The following is a 16965-nucleotide window of genomic DNA, read 5'->3' on the forward strand; positions in this document are numbered from 1 at the left end:
ACGTCTGGCTCTATAACCAGAAACTCCCTCAATCAGCCTTGGGCAGCAAAACGCCCTTGCAAGCGATGAAAGACTGGCACAACCTCAAGCCAGAGCTGTTCAAGAAACAGCCATACTACCTTCCGGGATGTGACAGGTAATCGCCTACCGGCAGGGCGCAAATTTCATCTACGGTCATCGTCGGATAGCGCGACAGCCGCTTGTGTTCGGGCGCGACCTTGCCGGTGCGGTTGATGAACCGCCAAGTCGGGTCGGCCATGACCGTACCGAAGCGGTCACTCCCGAGGAAATCGGACAAGTCTTGGGAAGGGGTTTGCGTCATGTCCAATATGTAGCCTGAGTTCACCTTGATGTCATTTAGAACATTAGTAGAACATGAATTCTTTATCAACGCTTAATGGATGCCCTGAAAAACGCCGCACCAGCGCGCTCAGGCCCGTTCCACCAGCGCCCGGCGCACCGATCCGCAGCGGATTGTGTCGGCGGCGGCCTGGATGGCGAAGGTGGACGAGGAACACGCCACGTTCATGTCGAAGGCGAAGCCACCGGCGCCCACTTCCTTCTGGGTCTCGATGGCGACGGCGGGATAGGCGCGCTCCATGTTCGAAGCGGCGCAGATGGATTTGGCCGAGGCGCTACTGCGCGCCCTGGGGCAGGTGGTGTGCCTTGACGACGAGGCGCAGGTGGTCAAGCGCGATCGCCGTTCAAACGCGGTTGGGCGGCTCGTTCCCGGCAAAAAACGCGCGCAGGTTGTCCAGCGCCATGCGCCCCATCGCCTCGCGCACTTCCAGCGCCGCGGTACCCAGGTGCGGCAGCAGCGTCACGTTCTCCAGCGCGCGCAGGGCGTCGGGGACGCGCGGCTCGAACTCGTAGACGTCAAGGCCGGCACCCGCGATGCGCCCGGTTTGCAGCGCGTCGATCAGCGCCGCCTCGTCCACCACGTCGCCGCGCGCGATGTTGACCAGGTGCGCGGTGGATTTCATCGCCGCGAAGGTGTCGGCACCGATCAGGTGATGCGTCTCTGCGCCCCCCGGCGTGGCGATCACCACCACGTCGGCCGCCGCGGCCAGGGCGGCCAGGTCAGCCAACTGCCGGGCGGGGAAATCCACCTCGCGGGGCGACCGGTTGACATAGACGACCTCCATGCCGAAGCCGAAATGACAGCGCCGCGCGATGGCCTGCCCGATGCGCCCCATGCCGACGATGCCCACGGTCTTGCCGGTCAGGTGCAGGCCCAGCATCTGCGTCGGGTGCCATCCCTGCCAGGCGCCGGCGCGCACCAGCCGCTCGCCCTCGGCGGCGCGGCGGGCGCTCATCAGCATCAGGGTCATGGCGATGTCGGCGGTGGCATCGGTCACAGCGCCGGGGGTGTTGGTGACGGTGACGCCATGGGCGCGCGCCGCCTCGGCGTCGATGTGGTTGTAGCCGACGCCGAAATTAGCCAGGATCCGGCATCGGGGCGTGTCGAATTCATCGAATATGCCCGCATCGAATGCATCGCCCAGCGTCGGCATCACCGCGTCGTAGAGCGCCAGCGCGGCGCGCATTTCCGAGGCCGTCATCGGCGCGGTCTTGTCGCGTATCTCGGTCTCGAACGCCGCGTGCGCCGCCGCCGCGACGCTGTCGGGCATCGGCCGGGTGATCAGCAGCTTGGGCATCAGTGCATCCGCGCGCCGCGAGGCACGTCAAGGTCGGGGGCGACCAGCACCACACGGCCTTCGTCATCCGCCGCGCCCAGCACCAGCACCTCGGACATGAACGGCCCGATCTGGCGCGGCGGGAAATTCACCACCGCCATCACCTGCCGGCCCAGCAGCGCATCGGGCGTGTAATGGTCGGCAATCTGGGCCGAGGTCTTCTTCTCGCCGATCTCGGGGCCGAAATCGACCCACAGCTTGATGGCCGGCTTGCGCGCCTCTGGGAAAGGCTCGGCCCGGGTCACGCGGCCCACACGGATATCGACCTTGAGGAAATCGTCAAAGGTGATCTCAGCCATTGGCCAGCTCCCGCGAGCGATCCGCCGACGCCTTGACGGCGCGGCGCAGAAGCGCCGGAAAGCCCGCATCTTCGTCCATCAGCACCTCCAGCGCCGCCTGCGTGGTGCCGTTCGGGCTGGTGACGTTGACGCGCAACTGCGTCGGCGTCTCGTCTGCGGCCTCGGCCAGTGCGCCGGCCCCGGCCACGGTCGCCTTGGCCAGTTGCATCGCCAGATCGGGCGACAGGCCCTCGGCCTCGCCCGCGGCGGCCAGTGTTTCGATCAGGTGGAAAACATAGGCCGGGCCAGACCCCGACACCCCGGTCACCGCATCCATCTGCGCCTCGTCGTCAAGGCGCACCACCTGCCCCACGGCGCGCAGTAGCGCCTCGGCCAAATCCATCTGCGCCGCGCCCGCGTGCCGGTTGCCCACGATCGCGGTGATGCCGCGGCCCACGGCGGCGGGCGTGTTGGGCATGGCGCGGATCAGCGGCGTGCCGGCCCCCAGCACCCGTTCGAAACTGGCGATGGGAATGCCGGCGGCAACCGACAGGAACACCGTATCGCCGCCGCCCATGGCGGCAAGCGCGGGCAGGGCATCGCCCATCATCTGCGGCTTGACGGCGATCAGCGCGATGGCGGGCTGCGCGGGCAGATCTGCATTGATGTGCACGCCGGTTCGGCGAAGCCAGTCGGACGGATCGGGATCGACCACCCAGACGCTGGCAGGCGGCAACCCGTCGTCGAGCCAGCCTTTCAGCATCGCCGACCCCATCTTGCCACAACCAAGCAGCACCAGGCCTTTGCGCGCAAGGTAGTCCATGTCCATGATCAGCCCCTCCGACGGCATATCCTGCATATCGGGGGAAGTCTTACGCGCGTCCGTAGGCCCCTGCAATGGCGACCTCGAGCGCCTGTTCGGGCGGCTGGTCGCCCCAGACGACAAGCTGTAGCGCGGGGTAGTAGCGCTCGGCGCTGTCAAAGGCAGTGCGGATCATTGTATCAAGCTGCTCGGGCGCGGCCACCTGCCCCCCGCTCAGCACCAACCCGTAGCGATAGACCATCAACTGCTGCGCGGGCCAGAAGCTGAAGGCCCCCGCCCAGCACTGGTCGTTCACGACGTTCAGCATGTGGTAAAGCGCCGGCAGGCGATATTCGGGCGGCTCCATCTCGAAGGTACAGATCATGCGCAGGGTTTCGTCATGGGCCGACCAGGCCAGCGTGATCGAATAGGTGCGCCACTGCCCCTCGACGGCCATCGCGATCTGGTCGTCGCCCAGGCGGTCGAACTCCCAATGGTGATACTCGGCGATGTGCTCGACGATGTCGATCGGGTGGATTTCCGTTTCGAGAAACTGCTCTGCCAGGGCCATGACTCGCCTCATTGTTGCTTAGCGCCGGGCGGGGCTTTCACCCCAAGCCCTAGATGCATGGTCAACAACCGGCGGGCTTGCCGAATGACCATACAACATATGGTGATGCGCATCGGGCAGCCTGTAAAGCTAAACTTTGGTGACCATCCCAAAAACTTGTGGATAGCCAATACCACGACACAGGATGTCGACAGTCCGCATCGGCGATATCGGCACTTTCCTTCAAACTTGAAGTTTCAAGCTTGAAATTATTTCCGACTCATGCCAGCCTTTCGCCAACGACGGTGCGGCAAGAAGGAAGGCCATCACATGCGAATCCTGTGTCTTGGGGGCGGGCCGGCGGGGCTTTACTTCGCCATCAGCATGAAGCTGCGCGACCCCGCGCACGAGGTCACCGTGATGGAGCGCAACGCCGCCAACAACACCTTCGGCTGGGGCGTCGTGCTGTCCGATGACGCGCTGGAGAGGATGCAGCGCAACGACCCCGAAAGCACGCAGGCGATCCGCGATCATTTCATCTATTGGGACGATATCGCCGTTGAAAAGGCCGGCGTGCGCACCGTTTCGGGCGGACACGGATTCGCCGGAATCGGACGCAAGCAGATGCTGGTGCTGCTGCAACAGCGCGCCCGCGAGCTGGGCGTCGATCTGCGCTTCGAGGCCGAGTTCGAGGGCGCCGGGAAATTCCGCGACGACTACGACCTGATCGTGGCCGCCGATGGGATCAACTCCACGGTGCGCGAAGAATTCACCGACGTCTTCCGCCCCGATATCGACACCCGCCTGTGCAAGTTCGTCTGGCTGGGCACACACCAGAAATTCAATGACGCCTTCACCTTCATCTTCGAGAAAACCGAGCACGGCTGGATGTGGGCGCATGTCTACCAGTTCGACGACGACACCGCGACCTTCATCGTCGAGTGCCTGCAATCCACCTGGGATGCCTTCGGCTTCGAACACATGAGCAAGGAAGAAACCGTCGAGACCTGCCGCAAGGTGTTCGAAAAGCACCTCGACGGGCACGAACTGATGTCGAACGCCGCCCACCTGCGCGGCTCGGCGGTGTGGATGAACTTCCCCCGCGTGATCTGCGAGAAATGGTATCACGACAACATCGTGCTGATGGGCGATGCGGCGGCCACGGGGCATTTCTCGATCGGGTCGGGCACGCGGCTGGCCTTCGACAGCGCCATCGCGCTCGCCGATTACCTGCATTCCGAACCGACGCTGGAGCGCGCGTTCGAACGCTACCAGGAGGAACGCCGCCTCGAGGTACTGCGCCTGCAATCGGCCGCGCGCAATTCGCTGGAATGGTTCGAGGATATCGAACGCTACATCGACCAGCATCCGATCCAGTTCACCTACAACCTGCTCACCCGCTCGCAGCGGATCAGCCACGAGAACCTGCGCCTGCGCGACCCGGACTGGCTGCAAACCGCCGAGCGGTGGTTCCAGACGCAAGCCGGCGTGCCCGACGATGCCCCGGTACGCGCGCCGATGTTCGCGCCCTACCGCCTGCGCGACATGACGCTGGAAAACCGCGTCGTCGTCTCGCCCATGGCACAATACAAGGCGGTCGACGGCTGCCCGACCGACTGGCACTTTATCCACTACGCCGAACGGGCCAAGGGCGGTGCCGGGCTGGTCTACACGGAAATGACCTGCGTCAGCCCCGAGGGCCGTATCACCCCCGGCTGCCCCGGCCTTTATGCCCCGGAACACGAAGCCGCGTGGGCCCGGCTGACCGACTTCGTTCACGCCGAGACCCACGCGCGTATCTGTTGCCAGATCGGCCATTCGGGGCGCAAGGGATCGACCCAGCTGGGCTGGCAGGAAATGGATGCCCCCCTGTCCACCGGCAACTGGGATGTCGTGTCGGCCTCGCCGATCGCGTGGTCCCCGCGCAACGCCACCCCGCGCGAGATCACCCGCGCCGAGATGGACGAGGTGCGCGATCAGTTCGTCGCCAGCGCCCGGATGGCAGAGCGCGCGGGCTTCGACATGATCGAGCTGCACGCCGCGCACGGCTACCTGATCTCGTCATTCATCTCGCCGGTCTCGAATATCCGTACGGACGAGTATGGCGGCAGCCTGGAAAATCGCATGCGCTACCCGCTGGAGGTATTCGCGGCGATGCGCGACGCCTGGCCCGACGAAAAGCCGATGTCGGTGCGCATCTCGGCCAATGACTGGGTGGGCGAAGACGGCGTCACGCCCGAAGACGCGGTCGAGATCGCCACCATGTTCCGCGACGCCGGCGCCGACATCATCGACGTCTCGGCCGGCCAGACCAGCACCGACGCGCGCCCGGTCTATGGCCGCATGTTCCAGACACCGTTTTCCAACCGCATCCGCAACGACCTGGACATGCCCACCATGGCCGTGGGCAATATTTACGAGACCGATCACGTCAACTCGATCCTGATGGCCGGGCGCGCCGACCTGGTCTGCCTCGCCCGCCCGCACCTGGCCGACCCGTACTGGACACTGCACGCCGCCGTGGCGCTTGGCGATACCGGTGTGCACTGGCCCGAGCCCTACCTGCCGGGCCGCGACCAGGCTTACCGATTGCAGGAAAAGGCGCAGGAGGCGATCCGGGTATGACCGTCGAAGGCACGCGCGTTCTGATCACCGGTGGCGGCGGCGGGCTGGGCGCCGACCTGGCGCGCGGCTTTGCCGATGCGGGCGCGGCCGGGGTCGTCGTCGCGGGGCGACGCCAGGCGCCGCTTGACGCGGTGGCAGCAACACATCTGGCAATCCGCGCCCTTTCGGCCGATATCACCGACGCGGAGCAGGTGGACACGTTGTTCCAACGCGCGGGGCCGGTGGACATCGTCATCGCCAACGCCGGCGCTGCCGAAAGCGCCCCCTTCGCTCGCACAACGCTGGAGCAATGGAACGCCATGCTGGCGGTAAACCTGACCGGCGTGTTCCTGACCCTGCGCGCGGGGCTGGCGCAGATGCCGGGGTGGGGGCGGCTGATCTCGGTCGCCTCGACCGCGGCGCTCAAGGGCTATGCCTATGTCGCGCCCTATGCCGCGGCCAAGCACGGCGTGGTCGGCATGACGCGGTCGCTGGCGCTGGAACTGGCGCGCGGCGAGGTGACCGCCAATGCCCTTTGCCCCGGTTTCCTAGATACCGAGATGACCGATCGCTCGGTCGCCACGATCACCGACAAGACCGGCAAGAGCCCCGAAGACGCGCGCGCGGCGCTGGCGGCCCACAACCCGCAAAAGCGCCTCATTCGTCCCGACGAGGTGACGGCGGCGGCGCTGTGGCTGTGCGGCCCCGGCAGCGACGGCATCAACGGGCAGGCCATCGCCATCGCGGGGGGCGAGGTATGAACGATCACGCCACCCCCCTGACCCGCCGGCGCCTGCGCACATGGCTGCGCATCCTGCGCCTGACGCGACGGGCCGAGAACCACCTGCGCGAATTCCTGCGCCGCGAATGCGACACCACGCTGCCGCGCTTCGACGTGATGGCGGCGCTTCACCGCGCCGGCAAGCCGATGAAGATGAGCGAACTCAGCGAACGGCTGCTGGTGTCGAACGGCAACGCCACCGCCGTTGTCGACCGGCTGGAACGCGACGGGCTGGCGCTGCGCGTGGCCAGCGAAAGCGACCGCCGGGTCAAGCACGTCGCCCTGTCGGATGCCGGGCGTACCCGGTTCGAGGCCCTGGCCCGCGCCCACGAGGCCGAAGTGGACAAGCTGTTCGCCAATCTCGGCCACGAGGAACTTGACATGATGCGCACCCTCATCCGCCGTATGGAAGGACAATCGCAATGACCGAACTCGCCACGCTGAAGCCAACCCATTTCGACTGGCAGGTCGAGAACCGGATCGCGACCATCCGGCTGGCCCGGCCCGAGCGCAAGAACCCGCTGACGTTTGAAAGCTATGCCGAGCTGCGCGATACCTTCCGCGCCCTGCCCTATGCCACCGATGTCGACGTGGTGATCTTTGCCTCGAACGGCGGCAATTTCTGCTCGGGCGGCGACGTGCATGAAATTATCGGCCCGCTGGTCGACATGAACATGACCGACCTGCTGGCCTTCACCCGCATGACCGGCGACCTGGTCAAGGCGATGATCGGCTGCCACAAACCGGTGATCGCCGCCGTTGACGGCGTCTGCGTCGGTGCCGGGGCGATCATCGCCATGGCCTCCGACATGCGGCTGGCCACCGAACAGGCGAAATGCGCCTTCCTGTTCACCCGCGTCGGGCTGGCCGGCTGCGACATGGGCGCCTGCGCGATGTTGCCGCGGATCATCGGTCAGGGCCGCGCGGCCGAACTGCTTTACACCGGCCGCAGCATGAGCGCGGACGAGGGCCACGCATGGGGCTTCTGGAACGCGGTGCATCCGACAGCGGATGCGTTGGACGATGCCGCGCGCACCTTGGCCGAGCGCCTCGCCGCCGGGCCGACCTTTGCCCACGGAATCACCAAGACGCAGATCAACCAGGAATGGAACATGGGGCTTGAACAGGCCATCGAGGCCGAAGCGCAAGCGCAGGCGATCTGCATGCAAACGGGCGACTTCGAACGCGCCTACCGCGCCTTTGCGGCGCGCGAAACACCGGTCTTCAAGGGCGACTGATGGCAGACAAATCCTTTCTCGACTGGCCGTTCCTGACCCCCGCGCACAAGACGCTGGCGCACGGGCTTGACGCCTGGGCGCGTGACAGCCTTGGCACCATCGACCACGCCGACGCCGATGCCGCCTGCCGCGACCTGGTGGCGCGTCTGGGCGCCGATGGCTGGCTGCGCCCCACCTCCGCCGAGGCGGGCGAGGCATTCGACGTGCGCGCGCTGTGCCTGTCGCGCGAGACGCTGGCGCGCCACGACGGGCTGGCCGATTTCGCCTTTGCCATGCAGGGGCTCGGCACCGGGGCGATCTCGCTGTTCGGCACGGATGCGCAGAAAATGAAATGGCTGCCGCGCACCCGCACAGGTCAGGCCATCGCCGCCTTCGCCCTGACCGAGCCGCAATCGGGCTCGGACGTGGCCAATTCGACCATGACCGCCACCCGCGACGGCGACGGCTACGTGCTGAGCGGCGAAAAGACCTGGATCTCGAATGGCGGCATCGCCGATGTCTACACCGTCTTCGCGCGCACCGGCGACGCCCCCGGCGCGCGCGGGTTGTCGGCCTTTGTCGTGCCCGCCGACACGCCGGGGCTGGAGGTAGCCGAGCGGTTGCAAACCATCGCGCCGCACCCGCTGGCCAGGCTGCGCTTCGATGGTTGCCGCGTGCCCGCCTCGGCGCTGATCGGCGAGCAGGGGGCGGGGTTCCGCATCGCCATGTCGGTGCTCGACGTGTTCCGCCCCACGGTGGCGGCGGCGGCGCTTGGGTTCGCGCGCCGCGCGCTGGACGAGGCTTTGGCGCGCGTCGGCACCCGCCAGGTTGGTGGCGCACCGCTGGCCGATCTGCAGATGGTGCAGGGGCATATCGCCGACATGGCGCTGGATATCGACGCCAGCGCACTGCTGGTCTACCGCGCCGCCTGGGCCAAGGATACCGGCGCCGCGCGCATCACCCGTGAGGCCGCGATGGCCAAGCTGTTCTCGACCGAACAGGCGCAAAAGGTGATCGACTCGGCGGTGCAACTGCATGGCGGCGATGGCGTCAAGTCGGGCGAGACGGTCGAGCGGCTCTACCGCGATATACGGGCGCTGCGCATTTACGAGGGCGCCTCGGACGTGCAGCGCGTCATCATCGCGCGCCAGACACTCGCCACCCATGAGAGAGGATAACATGCTGGGACCGACCGGGCACATAGACACCTTCACCCGCGACCGCCTGCCGCCCCCCGAGCAATGGCCCGACATGCTGCTGGACGGGTTCGACTACCCCGACCACCTCAACGCCGGCGTCGAGCTGACCGACGCGATGGTCGCACGCGGTTTCGGCGACCACACGGCGCTGATCGGCAACGGTCGGCGGCGCACCTACAAGGAACTGGCCGACTGGACCAACCGGCTGGCGCATGTGCTGGTCGAGGACATGGGCGTGGTGCCCGGCAACCGGGTACTGATCCGGTCGGCCAACAACCCTGCCATGGTGGCCTGCTGGCTGGCTGCCACCAAGGTGGGGGCGGTGGCCGTCAACACCATGCCGATGCTGCGCGCCGGCGAACTGGGCGCGATCGTCGACAAGGCCGAGATCAGCCATGCCCTGTGCGACACGCGCCTGATGGACGAGATGGAGAAATGCGCCCGCGACAGCCGCTTCTTGATGCGCGTCGCGGGGTTCGACGGCACCTCCAACCACGAAGCCGAGATGGACCAGCTGGCGCTTGAAAAGCCGGTGCAATTCGACGCACCATGCACCGGGCGCGACGACGTGGCGCTGCTGGGGTTTACCTCGGGCACCACCGGCGATCCGAAGGCCACGATGCATTTTCACCGCGACCTGCTGATCATCGCCGACGGCTACGCGCGCGAGGTGCTGGACGTGCAGCCCGACGATGTGTTTGTCGGCTCGCCGCCGCTGGCGTTCACCTTCGGCCTGGGCGGTCTGGCGGTGTTCCCGCTGCGTTTCGGCGCCACCGCGACGCTGTTGGAGAACGCCTCGCCGCCCAACATGATCGAGATCATCCAGAAATACCGCGCCACGATCTGCTTTACCGCGCCGACAGCGTACCGGGTGATGATCGACGCGATGGAGGACGGCGCCGACCTGTCCAGCCTGCGCGCCGCCGTCTCGGCCGGTGAAACCCTGCCGGCGCCGGTATACGAGGCATGGATGAGCGCCACCGGAAAGCCGATGCTCGACGGGATCGGCGCCACCGAGATGCTGCACATCTTCGTATCCAACCGCATCGACGATTCCCGCCCCGGCTGCACCGGCCGGCCGGTCACCGGCTACGAGGCGCGCATCGTCGATGACGACATGCGCGACGTGGCCACCGGCGAGGTCGGCCGGCTGGCCGTGCGCGGGCCGACGGGGTGCCGCTACCTCGACGACCGGCGCCAGAAGGACTACGTGCGCGACGGCTGGAACATCACCGGCGACAGCTTTCGCATGGACGACGGCGGTTACCTGTATTTCGCCGCCCGCAACGACGACATGATCGTGTCGTCGGGCTACAACATCGCCGGTCCCGAGGTCGAGGCGGCGCTGCTGTCGCATGCGGCCGTGGTCGAATGCGCGGTGATCGGCGTGCCCGACGATGCGCGCGGCGCGATCGTGCAGGCGCATGTCGTCGTCGCCGACGGGGCCGCGCCGGACGCGGCGCTGGCCAAGGCCCTGCAGGACCACGTCAAAGCGACCATCGCGCCCTTCAAATACCCGCGCGCCATCCATTTCGAGGCAGAGCTGCCCAAGACCGCCACAGGCAAGATTCGCCGGCACGTCCTGCGCGAGCGGCACGGGGGCTAGCCGAAAGTGGACGCTCGCGCCCGCATGTGTATGGTCTGGGATCGGGCAGCGCCACGGTGTGGCCCTCGAAGGACACCGACAACCGACCGGGGGACGACGGGCCCGGGCCGGACATGAAAGCCCCGACAAGGGGTGAATCGATCCGTCACGAACCAACAGGAGGAAGACAAATGAAATTCACAACACTGGCAACGGCCATCGCCATTGGCGCCAGCGCCATCGCGGCACAGGCCGAGAACGTAAAGGTCGGAATGATCACCACGCTTTCGGGCGGCGGTGCCGGCCTTGGCATCGACGTGCGCGACGGCTTCATGCTGGCCGTGAAACAGGCCGGCCGCGACGATCTCGAGGTCGTCATCGAGGACGATCAACGCAAACCCGACGTCGCGGTGCAACTGGCCGACAAGATGATCCAGTCGGAAAAGGTGGACGTGCTGACCGGCATCATCTGGTCCAACCTGGCCATGGCGGTGATTCCCGCCACGGTCGCGCAGGGCAAGTTCTATCTTTCGCCCAATGCCGGGCCGTCGATGCTGGCCGGCAAGGGCTGCGACCCCAACTATTTCAACGTCGCGTGGCAGAACGACAACCTGCACGAGGCCGCCGGCGCCTACGCCAACTCGGCCGGGCTGACCAATTCGTTCATCCTGGCACCCAACTATCCGGCTGGGCAGGACGCGCTGACCGGCTACAAGCGCCTTTACGAGGGCGAACTGGCCGGTGAAATCTATACCAAGCTGGGGCAGACCGACTATGCCAGCGAGATCGCGCAGATCCGCGCAAGCGGCGCCGACAGTATCTACTTCTTCCTGCCCGGCGGCATGGGGATTTCCTTCCTCAAGCAATACGCCGACAGCGGCATGGATATCCCCGTGGTCGGCCCCGCGTTCAGCTTTGACCAGGGCATCCTGCAAGCGGTCGGCGAAGCGGCGCTCGGGGTCAAGAACACCTCGCAGTGGAACAAGGATCTGGACAATGCCGCAAACACGGCCTTTGTCGCGGCGTTTCAGGAAGAATACGACCGCCTGCCCTCGCTTTACGCCAGCCAGGGCTATGACACCGCCAACCTGCTGATGAGCGCCATGGACAAGGCCGACGTGTCCGATACGCAGGCGTTCCGCGCCGCGCTCAAGGCGGCCGATTTCGCATCGGTGCGCGGCGATTTCCGCTTCGGGTCCAACAATCACCCGATCCAGGACATCTACGTGCGCGAGGTGATCAAGGAAGGCGACGTCTATACCAACAAGATCATCGGCACCGCGCTGGAAGATCACGCCGACGCCTACGCCGATCAGTGCAGCATGTAACCCAAACGGCGCGGGCCGCGCCACGGCGTGGCCCGCGCCCTCCCGTTCAAGGGGCGGCAGATGTCGATTGTTCTTCTTGTCGAGCAGGTGCTCAACGGCCTGCAATTCGGGGTCATGCTGTTTCTCATGGCGGCGGGCCTGACACTGATCTTCGGGGTCATGGGGCTGATCAACCTCGCGCATGGCTCGCTTTACATGGTCGGCGCCTTCGCGGCGGCGGCCACCGCGGCGGCGACGGGGTCATTCCTGCTGGCGCTGGTGGCCAGCCTGGTGGCCGCCGCGGCGGCCGGCGCGCTGGTCGAACTGACGGTGATCCGGCGTCTGTATGACCGCGACCACCTCGACCAGGTGCTGGCCACCTTCGCGCTGATCCTGATCTTCTCGGAAGGCACGCGGTGGGTCTTCGGCTCGTTCCCGCTGTTTCTCGAGGTGCCGGACTACCTGTCGGGGTCGGTCACCCTGCCCGGCGGCATCGAGTACCCGCTCTACCGGCTGACGATGATCCTGATCGGGCTGGCCGTTGCGGCCGGGCTGTTCGCGCTGATCGCACACACGCGCATCGGCATCCGCATCCGCGCCGGCGAAAGCGACCGCGAGATGATCGGCGCGCTCGGCGTCAACATCGCGCGGCTCTATACCCTGATCTTCGCGCTCGGGGCGGCGCTGGCCGGGTTCGCCGGTGCCCTGATCGGCGCCATCCAGTCGGTGCAGGTGGGCATGGGCGAGCCGGTTCTGATCCTGGCCTTCGTGGTGATCGTGATCGGCGGCATCGGGTCGATCAAGGGGGCGCTGGTGGGCGCGATCCTTGTCGGGCTGACCGATACCCTGGGCGGGTTCCTGCTGCCGCGACTGTTTACCCTGTTCATGGACGCGTCGTCGGCAATGACCATGGGCTCGGCGCTGGCGGCGATGTCTATCTACTTGCTCATGGCCGGGGTGCTGCTGTTCCGCCCCACCGGCCTGTTTGGAGGGCCATGACATGCGCGCCGAGACCATCCTCAACGCCGCCTTGCTGGCCATGCTCGTCGCCGTGGCGCTGTGGGCCTGGACGGCGGATGAGCCGTTCATCATCACGCTTGTCACCAAGGTGGCGATCTTCGCCATAGCCGGGATCGGGCTGAACCTGGCGCTTGGCCTTGGCGGGTTGGTCAGCCTGGGCCACGCGGCGTTCTTCGGGATCGGCGGCTATGCCATGGGCATCCTGGCCAGTCACGCCCAAAGCTACACACCGCTGATGGAGTGGCCGCTGCTGGTAGAGGGCACCAAGTCGATGCCGGTGATCTGGCTGGTGGCGATCCTTGCCGGTGCGCTGACCGCGCTGGTCATCGGTGCGCTCAGCCTGCGCACGACCGGGGTCTATTTCATCATGATCACCCTCGCCTTCGGGCAGATGTTCTACTACTTCGCGATAAGCTGGCCGGCCTATGGCGGCGAGGACGGGCTGCCCATCTACGTGCGCAACGGCTTTCCGGGGCTGAACACGCTGGACCCGATCCAGTATTTCGCGCTGTGCTTCGCGGTGATGTGCGCGGTGTTGCTGCTGGTGGCGCGCATCGCCGCCTCGCCCTTCGGCCTGGCGCTGTCGGGGGCGCGGCAAAACCCCCAGCGGGTGCAGGCCGTGGGGCTGGTGCCTTACCGGCTGTTCCTGGTGGCCTTCACCATCTCCGGCGCGATCACCGCGCTGTCGGGGGCGCTTTACGCCGATCTCAACCGCTTTGTCAGCCCCACCATGTTCAGTTGGCAGACCAGCGGGGAAATCATGATCTTCGTCATCCTCGGCGGCGTCGGGCGGCTATTCGGGCCGGTGGCGGGGGCGGCACTGTTCATCGCGCTGGAACACGTGCTTGGCGGGCTGTCGGAGTTCTGGCACATCTACCTGGGCGCGCTGCTGCTGGTTGTGGTGCTGTTCGCCCGCGGCGGGCTGATCGGTCTGGTCGCCGGACGGGAGGTCGCCCATGACTGAACCGATCCTGAGCGTGCACAACATCTGCAAGTCGTTCGGCGCGCTGAAGGCAAGCAACGACGTCTCGCTCGACCTGCGCGAGGGGGAGATTCACGCCCTGATCGGCCCCAACGGGGCCGGCAAGTCGACCCTGATCCAGCAGATCGCGGGGGGGCTGCGCCCCGATAGCGGCACGATCCGGTTCAACGGCGCCGATATCACCCGCGAGTCCACCGTCGCCCGCGCGCGGCGCGGGCTTGGGCGGACCTTCCAGATATCGTCGCTGGCGATGGACATGAGCGTCTTGCAGAATGCCATGCTGGGCGCGCTTGGCCGGCGCGGCGACGCGCTGCGCTTTTTTACCCCCGTGATGAAAGACAGCGCCCTGCTGGACGTGGCACATGACGCACTGGCGCAGGTCGGGCTGGAGGACTTCGCCGCCGCGCGAACCGCCGAGCTGAGCCACGGCCAGAGACGGCAACTCGAGGTCGCCGTGGCCCTGACCCTGTCGCCGCGCGCGTTCCTGATGGACGAGCCGATGGCCGGGCTGGGCACCGAAGGCTCGCACCGGCTGATGGGGTTTCTCGACACCCTGCGCCAGCGCGCGCCGATCCTGCTGGTCGAACACGACATGGATGCGGTGTTCTCATTGGCCGACCGCATCAGCGTGCTGGTCTACGGCGAGGTGATCGCCACTGGCGCCGGCCCGGAAATCCGGGTCGACCCGCTGGTGCGCAGCGCCTATCTGGGCGAGGAGGCCGAGGCATGAGCCTGCTCAAGCTTTCGCACGTCTCGGCCTTTTACGGCCCTTCGCAGGCCCTGTTCGATGTGCACCTGTCCATCGACGAGGGCGAGGTGCTGGCGCTGATGGGGCGCAATGGCATGGGCAAGACGACCACCGTCAAGGTGATCTGCCGAATGCTGCACAACCGCGGCGGCAAGGTGCTGTTCGACGGGCAGGACATGGCCGGCATGCCCAGCTATCGCGCCGCGCGCGCCGGGCTGGGGCTGGTACCCGAGGGGCGGCGCTGTTTTCCGAACCTGACCGTTCATGAAAACCTCATCGCCGCGGCACGGCCCGGGCCGTGGGACATGCGCGCCGTCGCCGACCTGTTTCCGCAACTGGAGGAGCGGCGGAGCCAGATGGCGTTGTCGCTGTCAGGAGGCGAGCAACAGATGCTGGCCATCGGCCGGGCCCTGATGACCAACCCGCGCCTGCTTGTCCTCGACGAGGCGACCGAGGGGCTTGCCCCCGTCGTCCGGCAGGAAATCTGGGCCGCCATCGCACGGCTCAAGCGCGAGGGCGGCATGTCCCTGATGGTGATCGACAAGTCGCTCAGGGAACTGCGCGGCATCGCCGACAGCGCGGTGATCCTGGACAAGGGCCGCTCGGTCTGGCACGGCGCGATCGGCGAACTCACCAGCGATGTCACCGACCGCCACCTGGGGGTGTGAGCGATGGCATTCCACCTTCGCCAGAAGATCCTGTTCCGGCACTGCGACCCGGCGGGCATCGTGTTCTACCCGCGCTATTTCGAGATGCTCAACGATTGCGTCGAGGCGTTCTTCGCCGAGGCCCTGGGCCACCCGTTCGAGACGCTGCACAGTGCCGGCGCGGTGCCCACGGCGCAGATATCGGCACGTTTCACCGCCCCCAGCCGGCATGGCGACGTGCTGGATTTCACTCTGCGCTGCGCGCCCCCGGGGCGCAGCAGCCTGGCGCTGGACTACCATGCGACATGCGGGGACGACCCCCGCCTCGCGGCGCAATCGACGCTGGTATTCGTGGATGGCAAAGGCCGGCCGCACGGCTGGCCCGACGATCTGCGCGCCGCGCTCAACGCTCAAGCGGAAAGGTGACCGACATGGAAAACAGTATCATCCACCCCGAGGGCTGGCGCCCCGCCAAGGGTTATGCCAACGGGGTTCTGGCCCACGACGGCACGCTCTATATCGGTGGCCAGATCGGCTGGGACGAAAACCAGGTCTTCGCCTCGGACGATTTCATCGGCCAGATGGAACAGGCATTGTCGAACATCCGCACCATCCTCGACGCGGCCGGCGGCCGCCCCGAGGACCTGGTGCGCCTGACATGGTACGTGACATCCAAGAGCGAATACCTCGACAACCAGCGCGCCGTGGGCACGGCCTACCGCAAGATCCTGGGCCGGCATTTCCCCGCCATGACCATGGTCGTGGTCGCGGGGCTGGTCGAGGACCGCGCCGTGGTGGAAATCGAGGCCACCGCCGTTCTGTCGGGCCAGTAAGTGCTGCAAAATTGGCACAGTTCGGGGTCTGGTGATCCGCGAGTTGACACCTTCGTTGACAGGTCGCGCAAGGTGACCTCGGCGACCTGCGGTTCGGGACGGGTAGCGGCACCGAACCCTTCAAGGGCGCCGGTGATTTCTCGACGCTGAAGGTCGGCTTCATGCGCCGGTTCTGATCAGCAACCTTCGACGCGAAATGATGGCGCGCGGGCCGGCGAGGGCTCGCGCGCCTTTTTCGTTTTCCGACCGTGCAGTGCTCGGCAAGCGCACCCCGCATCTCCGTCTGACCGACGCGCGGCAGACTGGCAGCAGCCCGGCCGCAATGCGTGCATTGCCCGCGCATGGCGGATGTCGGCCCGGGGCGCGCGTGGCCTGGCGCAATATCCCATGCCAAGCTCCTTGATCCGTCGGTCGGGGCAGTTGCTGTCGCACTGGCTTTGATCGCGACCCTTGCCGCATCTTGGCGCTGTCATGGGTCCGCGATGGCAAACCCGCGGTTTCGGACGGGAGGGTGAGCCACCCACACGTTCGGCAGCGGGGATGTCGCCTGACCCTAGCCATAAGGCCGGGTCAACCGGACAGCTACTGCAAAGCGCCGATATCCGATATAGCCCTCCTTATATCTCGCGATTCAGGTTTGGTTTCAGAACCCGACGAACAGGGCGGAACCAAAAAATATACCGGATTCCGATTTGAGACACGTTCCGTTGGCCAG

17 protein-coding genes and 3 pseudogenes are annotated in these 16965 nt (G+C 66.4%); 14 read left to right on the forward strand and 6 right to left on the reverse strand.

The window, feature by feature from the left end; all coding sequences use genetic code 11:
• Nucleotides 1–140: pseudogene (locus tag Q0L89_RS11460) on the forward strand (IS481 family transposase); the annotation flags it as partial.
• Here the strand turns inward: Q0L89_RS11460 and Q0L89_RS11465 are convergent.
• From Q0L89_RS11465 to Q0L89_RS11490, 6 genes and pseudogenes are all read right to left on the reverse strand, one after another.
• Nucleotides 134–322: pseudogene (locus tag Q0L89_RS11465) on the reverse strand (S-adenosylmethionine-binding protein); the annotation flags it as partial. The pseudogenes Q0L89_RS11460 and Q0L89_RS11465 overlap by 7 nt on opposite strands.
• 120 nt (nucleotides 323–442) lie before the next feature.
• A pseudogene (locus Q0L89_RS11470) lies at nucleotides 443–619 on the reverse strand (beta-ketoacyl-ACP synthase III); the annotation flags it as partial.
• Nucleotides 620–704: 85 nt separating this feature from the next.
• Nucleotides 705–1658, reverse strand: coding sequence for a D-glycerate dehydrogenase (locus Q0L89_RS11475; RefSeq protein ID WP_296765157.1), 954 nt, complete (start codon nucleotides 1656–1658; stop codon nucleotides 705–707).
• A complete protein-coding gene (locus tag Q0L89_RS11480; RefSeq protein WP_296765159.1) occupies nucleotides 1658–1996 on the reverse strand; it encodes a tRNA-binding protein in 339 nt (112 codons plus the stop codon). Before Q0L89_RS11480 ends, Q0L89_RS11475 begins: the two co-directional genes overlap by 1 nt.
• On the reverse strand, nucleotides 1989–2804 hold the full coding sequence (gene proC, locus Q0L89_RS11485; RefSeq protein ID WP_296765189.1) for a pyrroline-5-carboxylate reductase: 816 nt from the start codon (nucleotides 2802–2804) through the stop codon (nucleotides 1989–1991). The genes Q0L89_RS11480 and proC overlap by 8 nt, the downstream gene beginning before the upstream one ends.
• A gap of 43 nt (nucleotides 2805–2847) precedes the next feature.
• Complete coding sequence (locus Q0L89_RS11490) at nucleotides 2848–3348, reverse strand: YbjN domain-containing protein (RefSeq protein WP_296765162.1); 501 nt, start codon at nucleotides 3346–3348, stop codon at nucleotides 2848–2850.
• A gap of 309 nt (nucleotides 3349–3657) precedes the next feature.
• On the opposite strand from Q0L89_RS11490, the gene Q0L89_RS11495 reads away from it, so the two are divergent.
• From Q0L89_RS11495 to Q0L89_RS11555, 13 genes are all read left to right on the forward strand, one after another.
• The gene (locus tag Q0L89_RS11495; protein ID WP_296765164.1) at nucleotides 3658–5952 is read left to right on the forward strand and encodes a bifunctional salicylyl-CoA 5-hydroxylase/oxidoreductase; all 2295 of its coding nucleotides are present in this window, start codon (nucleotides 3658–3660) and stop codon (nucleotides 5950–5952) included.
• Nucleotides 5949–6692: an SDR family NAD(P)-dependent oxidoreductase gene (locus Q0L89_RS11500; RefSeq protein ID WP_296765165.1), complete on the forward strand. Its 744-nt coding sequence runs from the start codon at nucleotides 5949–5951 to the stop codon at nucleotides 6690–6692. Before Q0L89_RS11495 ends, Q0L89_RS11500 begins: the two co-directional genes overlap by 4 nt.
• Complete coding sequence (locus Q0L89_RS11505; RefSeq protein ID WP_296765166.1) at nucleotides 6689–7138, forward strand: MarR family transcriptional regulator; 450 nt, start codon at nucleotides 6689–6691, stop codon at nucleotides 7136–7138. The genes Q0L89_RS11500 and Q0L89_RS11505 overlap by 4 nt, the downstream gene beginning before the upstream one ends.
• Nucleotides 7135–7950: an enoyl-CoA hydratase family protein gene (locus Q0L89_RS11510; RefSeq protein ID WP_296765167.1), complete on the forward strand. Its 816-nt coding sequence runs from the start codon at nucleotides 7135–7137 to the stop codon at nucleotides 7948–7950. The genes Q0L89_RS11505 and Q0L89_RS11510 overlap by 4 nt, the downstream gene beginning before the upstream one ends.
• Nucleotides 7950–9107, forward strand: a complete 1158-nt coding sequence (locus Q0L89_RS11515; protein ID WP_296765171.1) for an acyl-CoA dehydrogenase family protein — start codon at nucleotides 7950–7952, stop codon at nucleotides 9105–9107. Before Q0L89_RS11510 ends, Q0L89_RS11515 begins: the two co-directional genes overlap by 1 nt.
• Before the next feature lies 1 nt (nucleotide 9108).
• Nucleotides 9109–10734, forward strand: a complete 1626-nt coding sequence (locus Q0L89_RS11520; protein WP_296765173.1) for an AMP-binding protein — start codon at nucleotides 9109–9111, stop codon at nucleotides 10732–10734.
• A gap of 170 nt (nucleotides 10735–10904) precedes the next feature.
• Nucleotides 10905–12041 carry an ABC transporter substrate-binding protein gene (locus Q0L89_RS11525; RefSeq protein WP_296765175.1) on the forward strand — a complete coding sequence of 379 codons (1137 nt, stop codon included), beginning with the start codon at nucleotides 10905–10907 and terminating at the stop codon, nucleotides 12039–12041.
• A gap of 60 nt (nucleotides 12042–12101) precedes the next feature.
• Nucleotides 12102–13019, forward strand: a complete 918-nt coding sequence (locus tag Q0L89_RS11530; RefSeq protein WP_296765176.1) for a branched-chain amino acid ABC transporter permease — start codon at nucleotides 12102–12104, stop codon at nucleotides 13017–13019.
• Nucleotide 13020: 1 nt separating this feature from the next.
• Nucleotides 13021–14004, forward strand: a complete 984-nt coding sequence (locus Q0L89_RS11535; protein WP_296765179.1) for a branched-chain amino acid ABC transporter permease — start codon at nucleotides 13021–13023, stop codon at nucleotides 14002–14004.
• A complete protein-coding gene (locus Q0L89_RS11540) occupies nucleotides 13997–14752 on the forward strand; it encodes an ABC transporter ATP-binding protein (protein WP_296765181.1) in 756 nt (251 codons plus the stop codon). Before Q0L89_RS11535 ends, Q0L89_RS11540 begins: the two co-directional genes overlap by 8 nt.
• Nucleotides 14749–15438 carry an ABC transporter ATP-binding protein gene (locus Q0L89_RS11545; RefSeq protein ID WP_296765184.1) on the forward strand — a complete coding sequence of 230 codons (690 nt, stop codon included), beginning with the start codon at nucleotides 14749–14751 and terminating at the stop codon, nucleotides 15436–15438. Before Q0L89_RS11540 ends, Q0L89_RS11545 begins: the two co-directional genes overlap by 4 nt.
• A gap of 3 nt (nucleotides 15439–15441) precedes the next feature.
• Entirely contained in the window at nucleotides 15442–15843 is a 402-nt protein-coding gene (locus tag Q0L89_RS11550) for a thioesterase family protein (RefSeq protein ID WP_296765186.1), read from the forward strand.
• A 5-nt stretch (nucleotides 15844–15848) separates the two neighbouring features.
• A complete protein-coding gene (locus Q0L89_RS11555) occupies nucleotides 15849–16250 on the forward strand; it encodes a RidA family protein (RefSeq protein WP_296765187.1) in 402 nt (133 codons plus the stop codon).
• The last annotated feature ends 715 nt before the right edge of the window (nucleotides 16251–16965 follow it).

Origin of the sequence: Sediminimonas sp., assembly GCF_024637375.1 — a bacterium.
In the GTDB taxonomy this organism is placed as follows: domain Bacteria; phylum Pseudomonadota; class Alphaproteobacteria; order Rhodobacterales; family Rhodobacteraceae; genus Sediminimonas.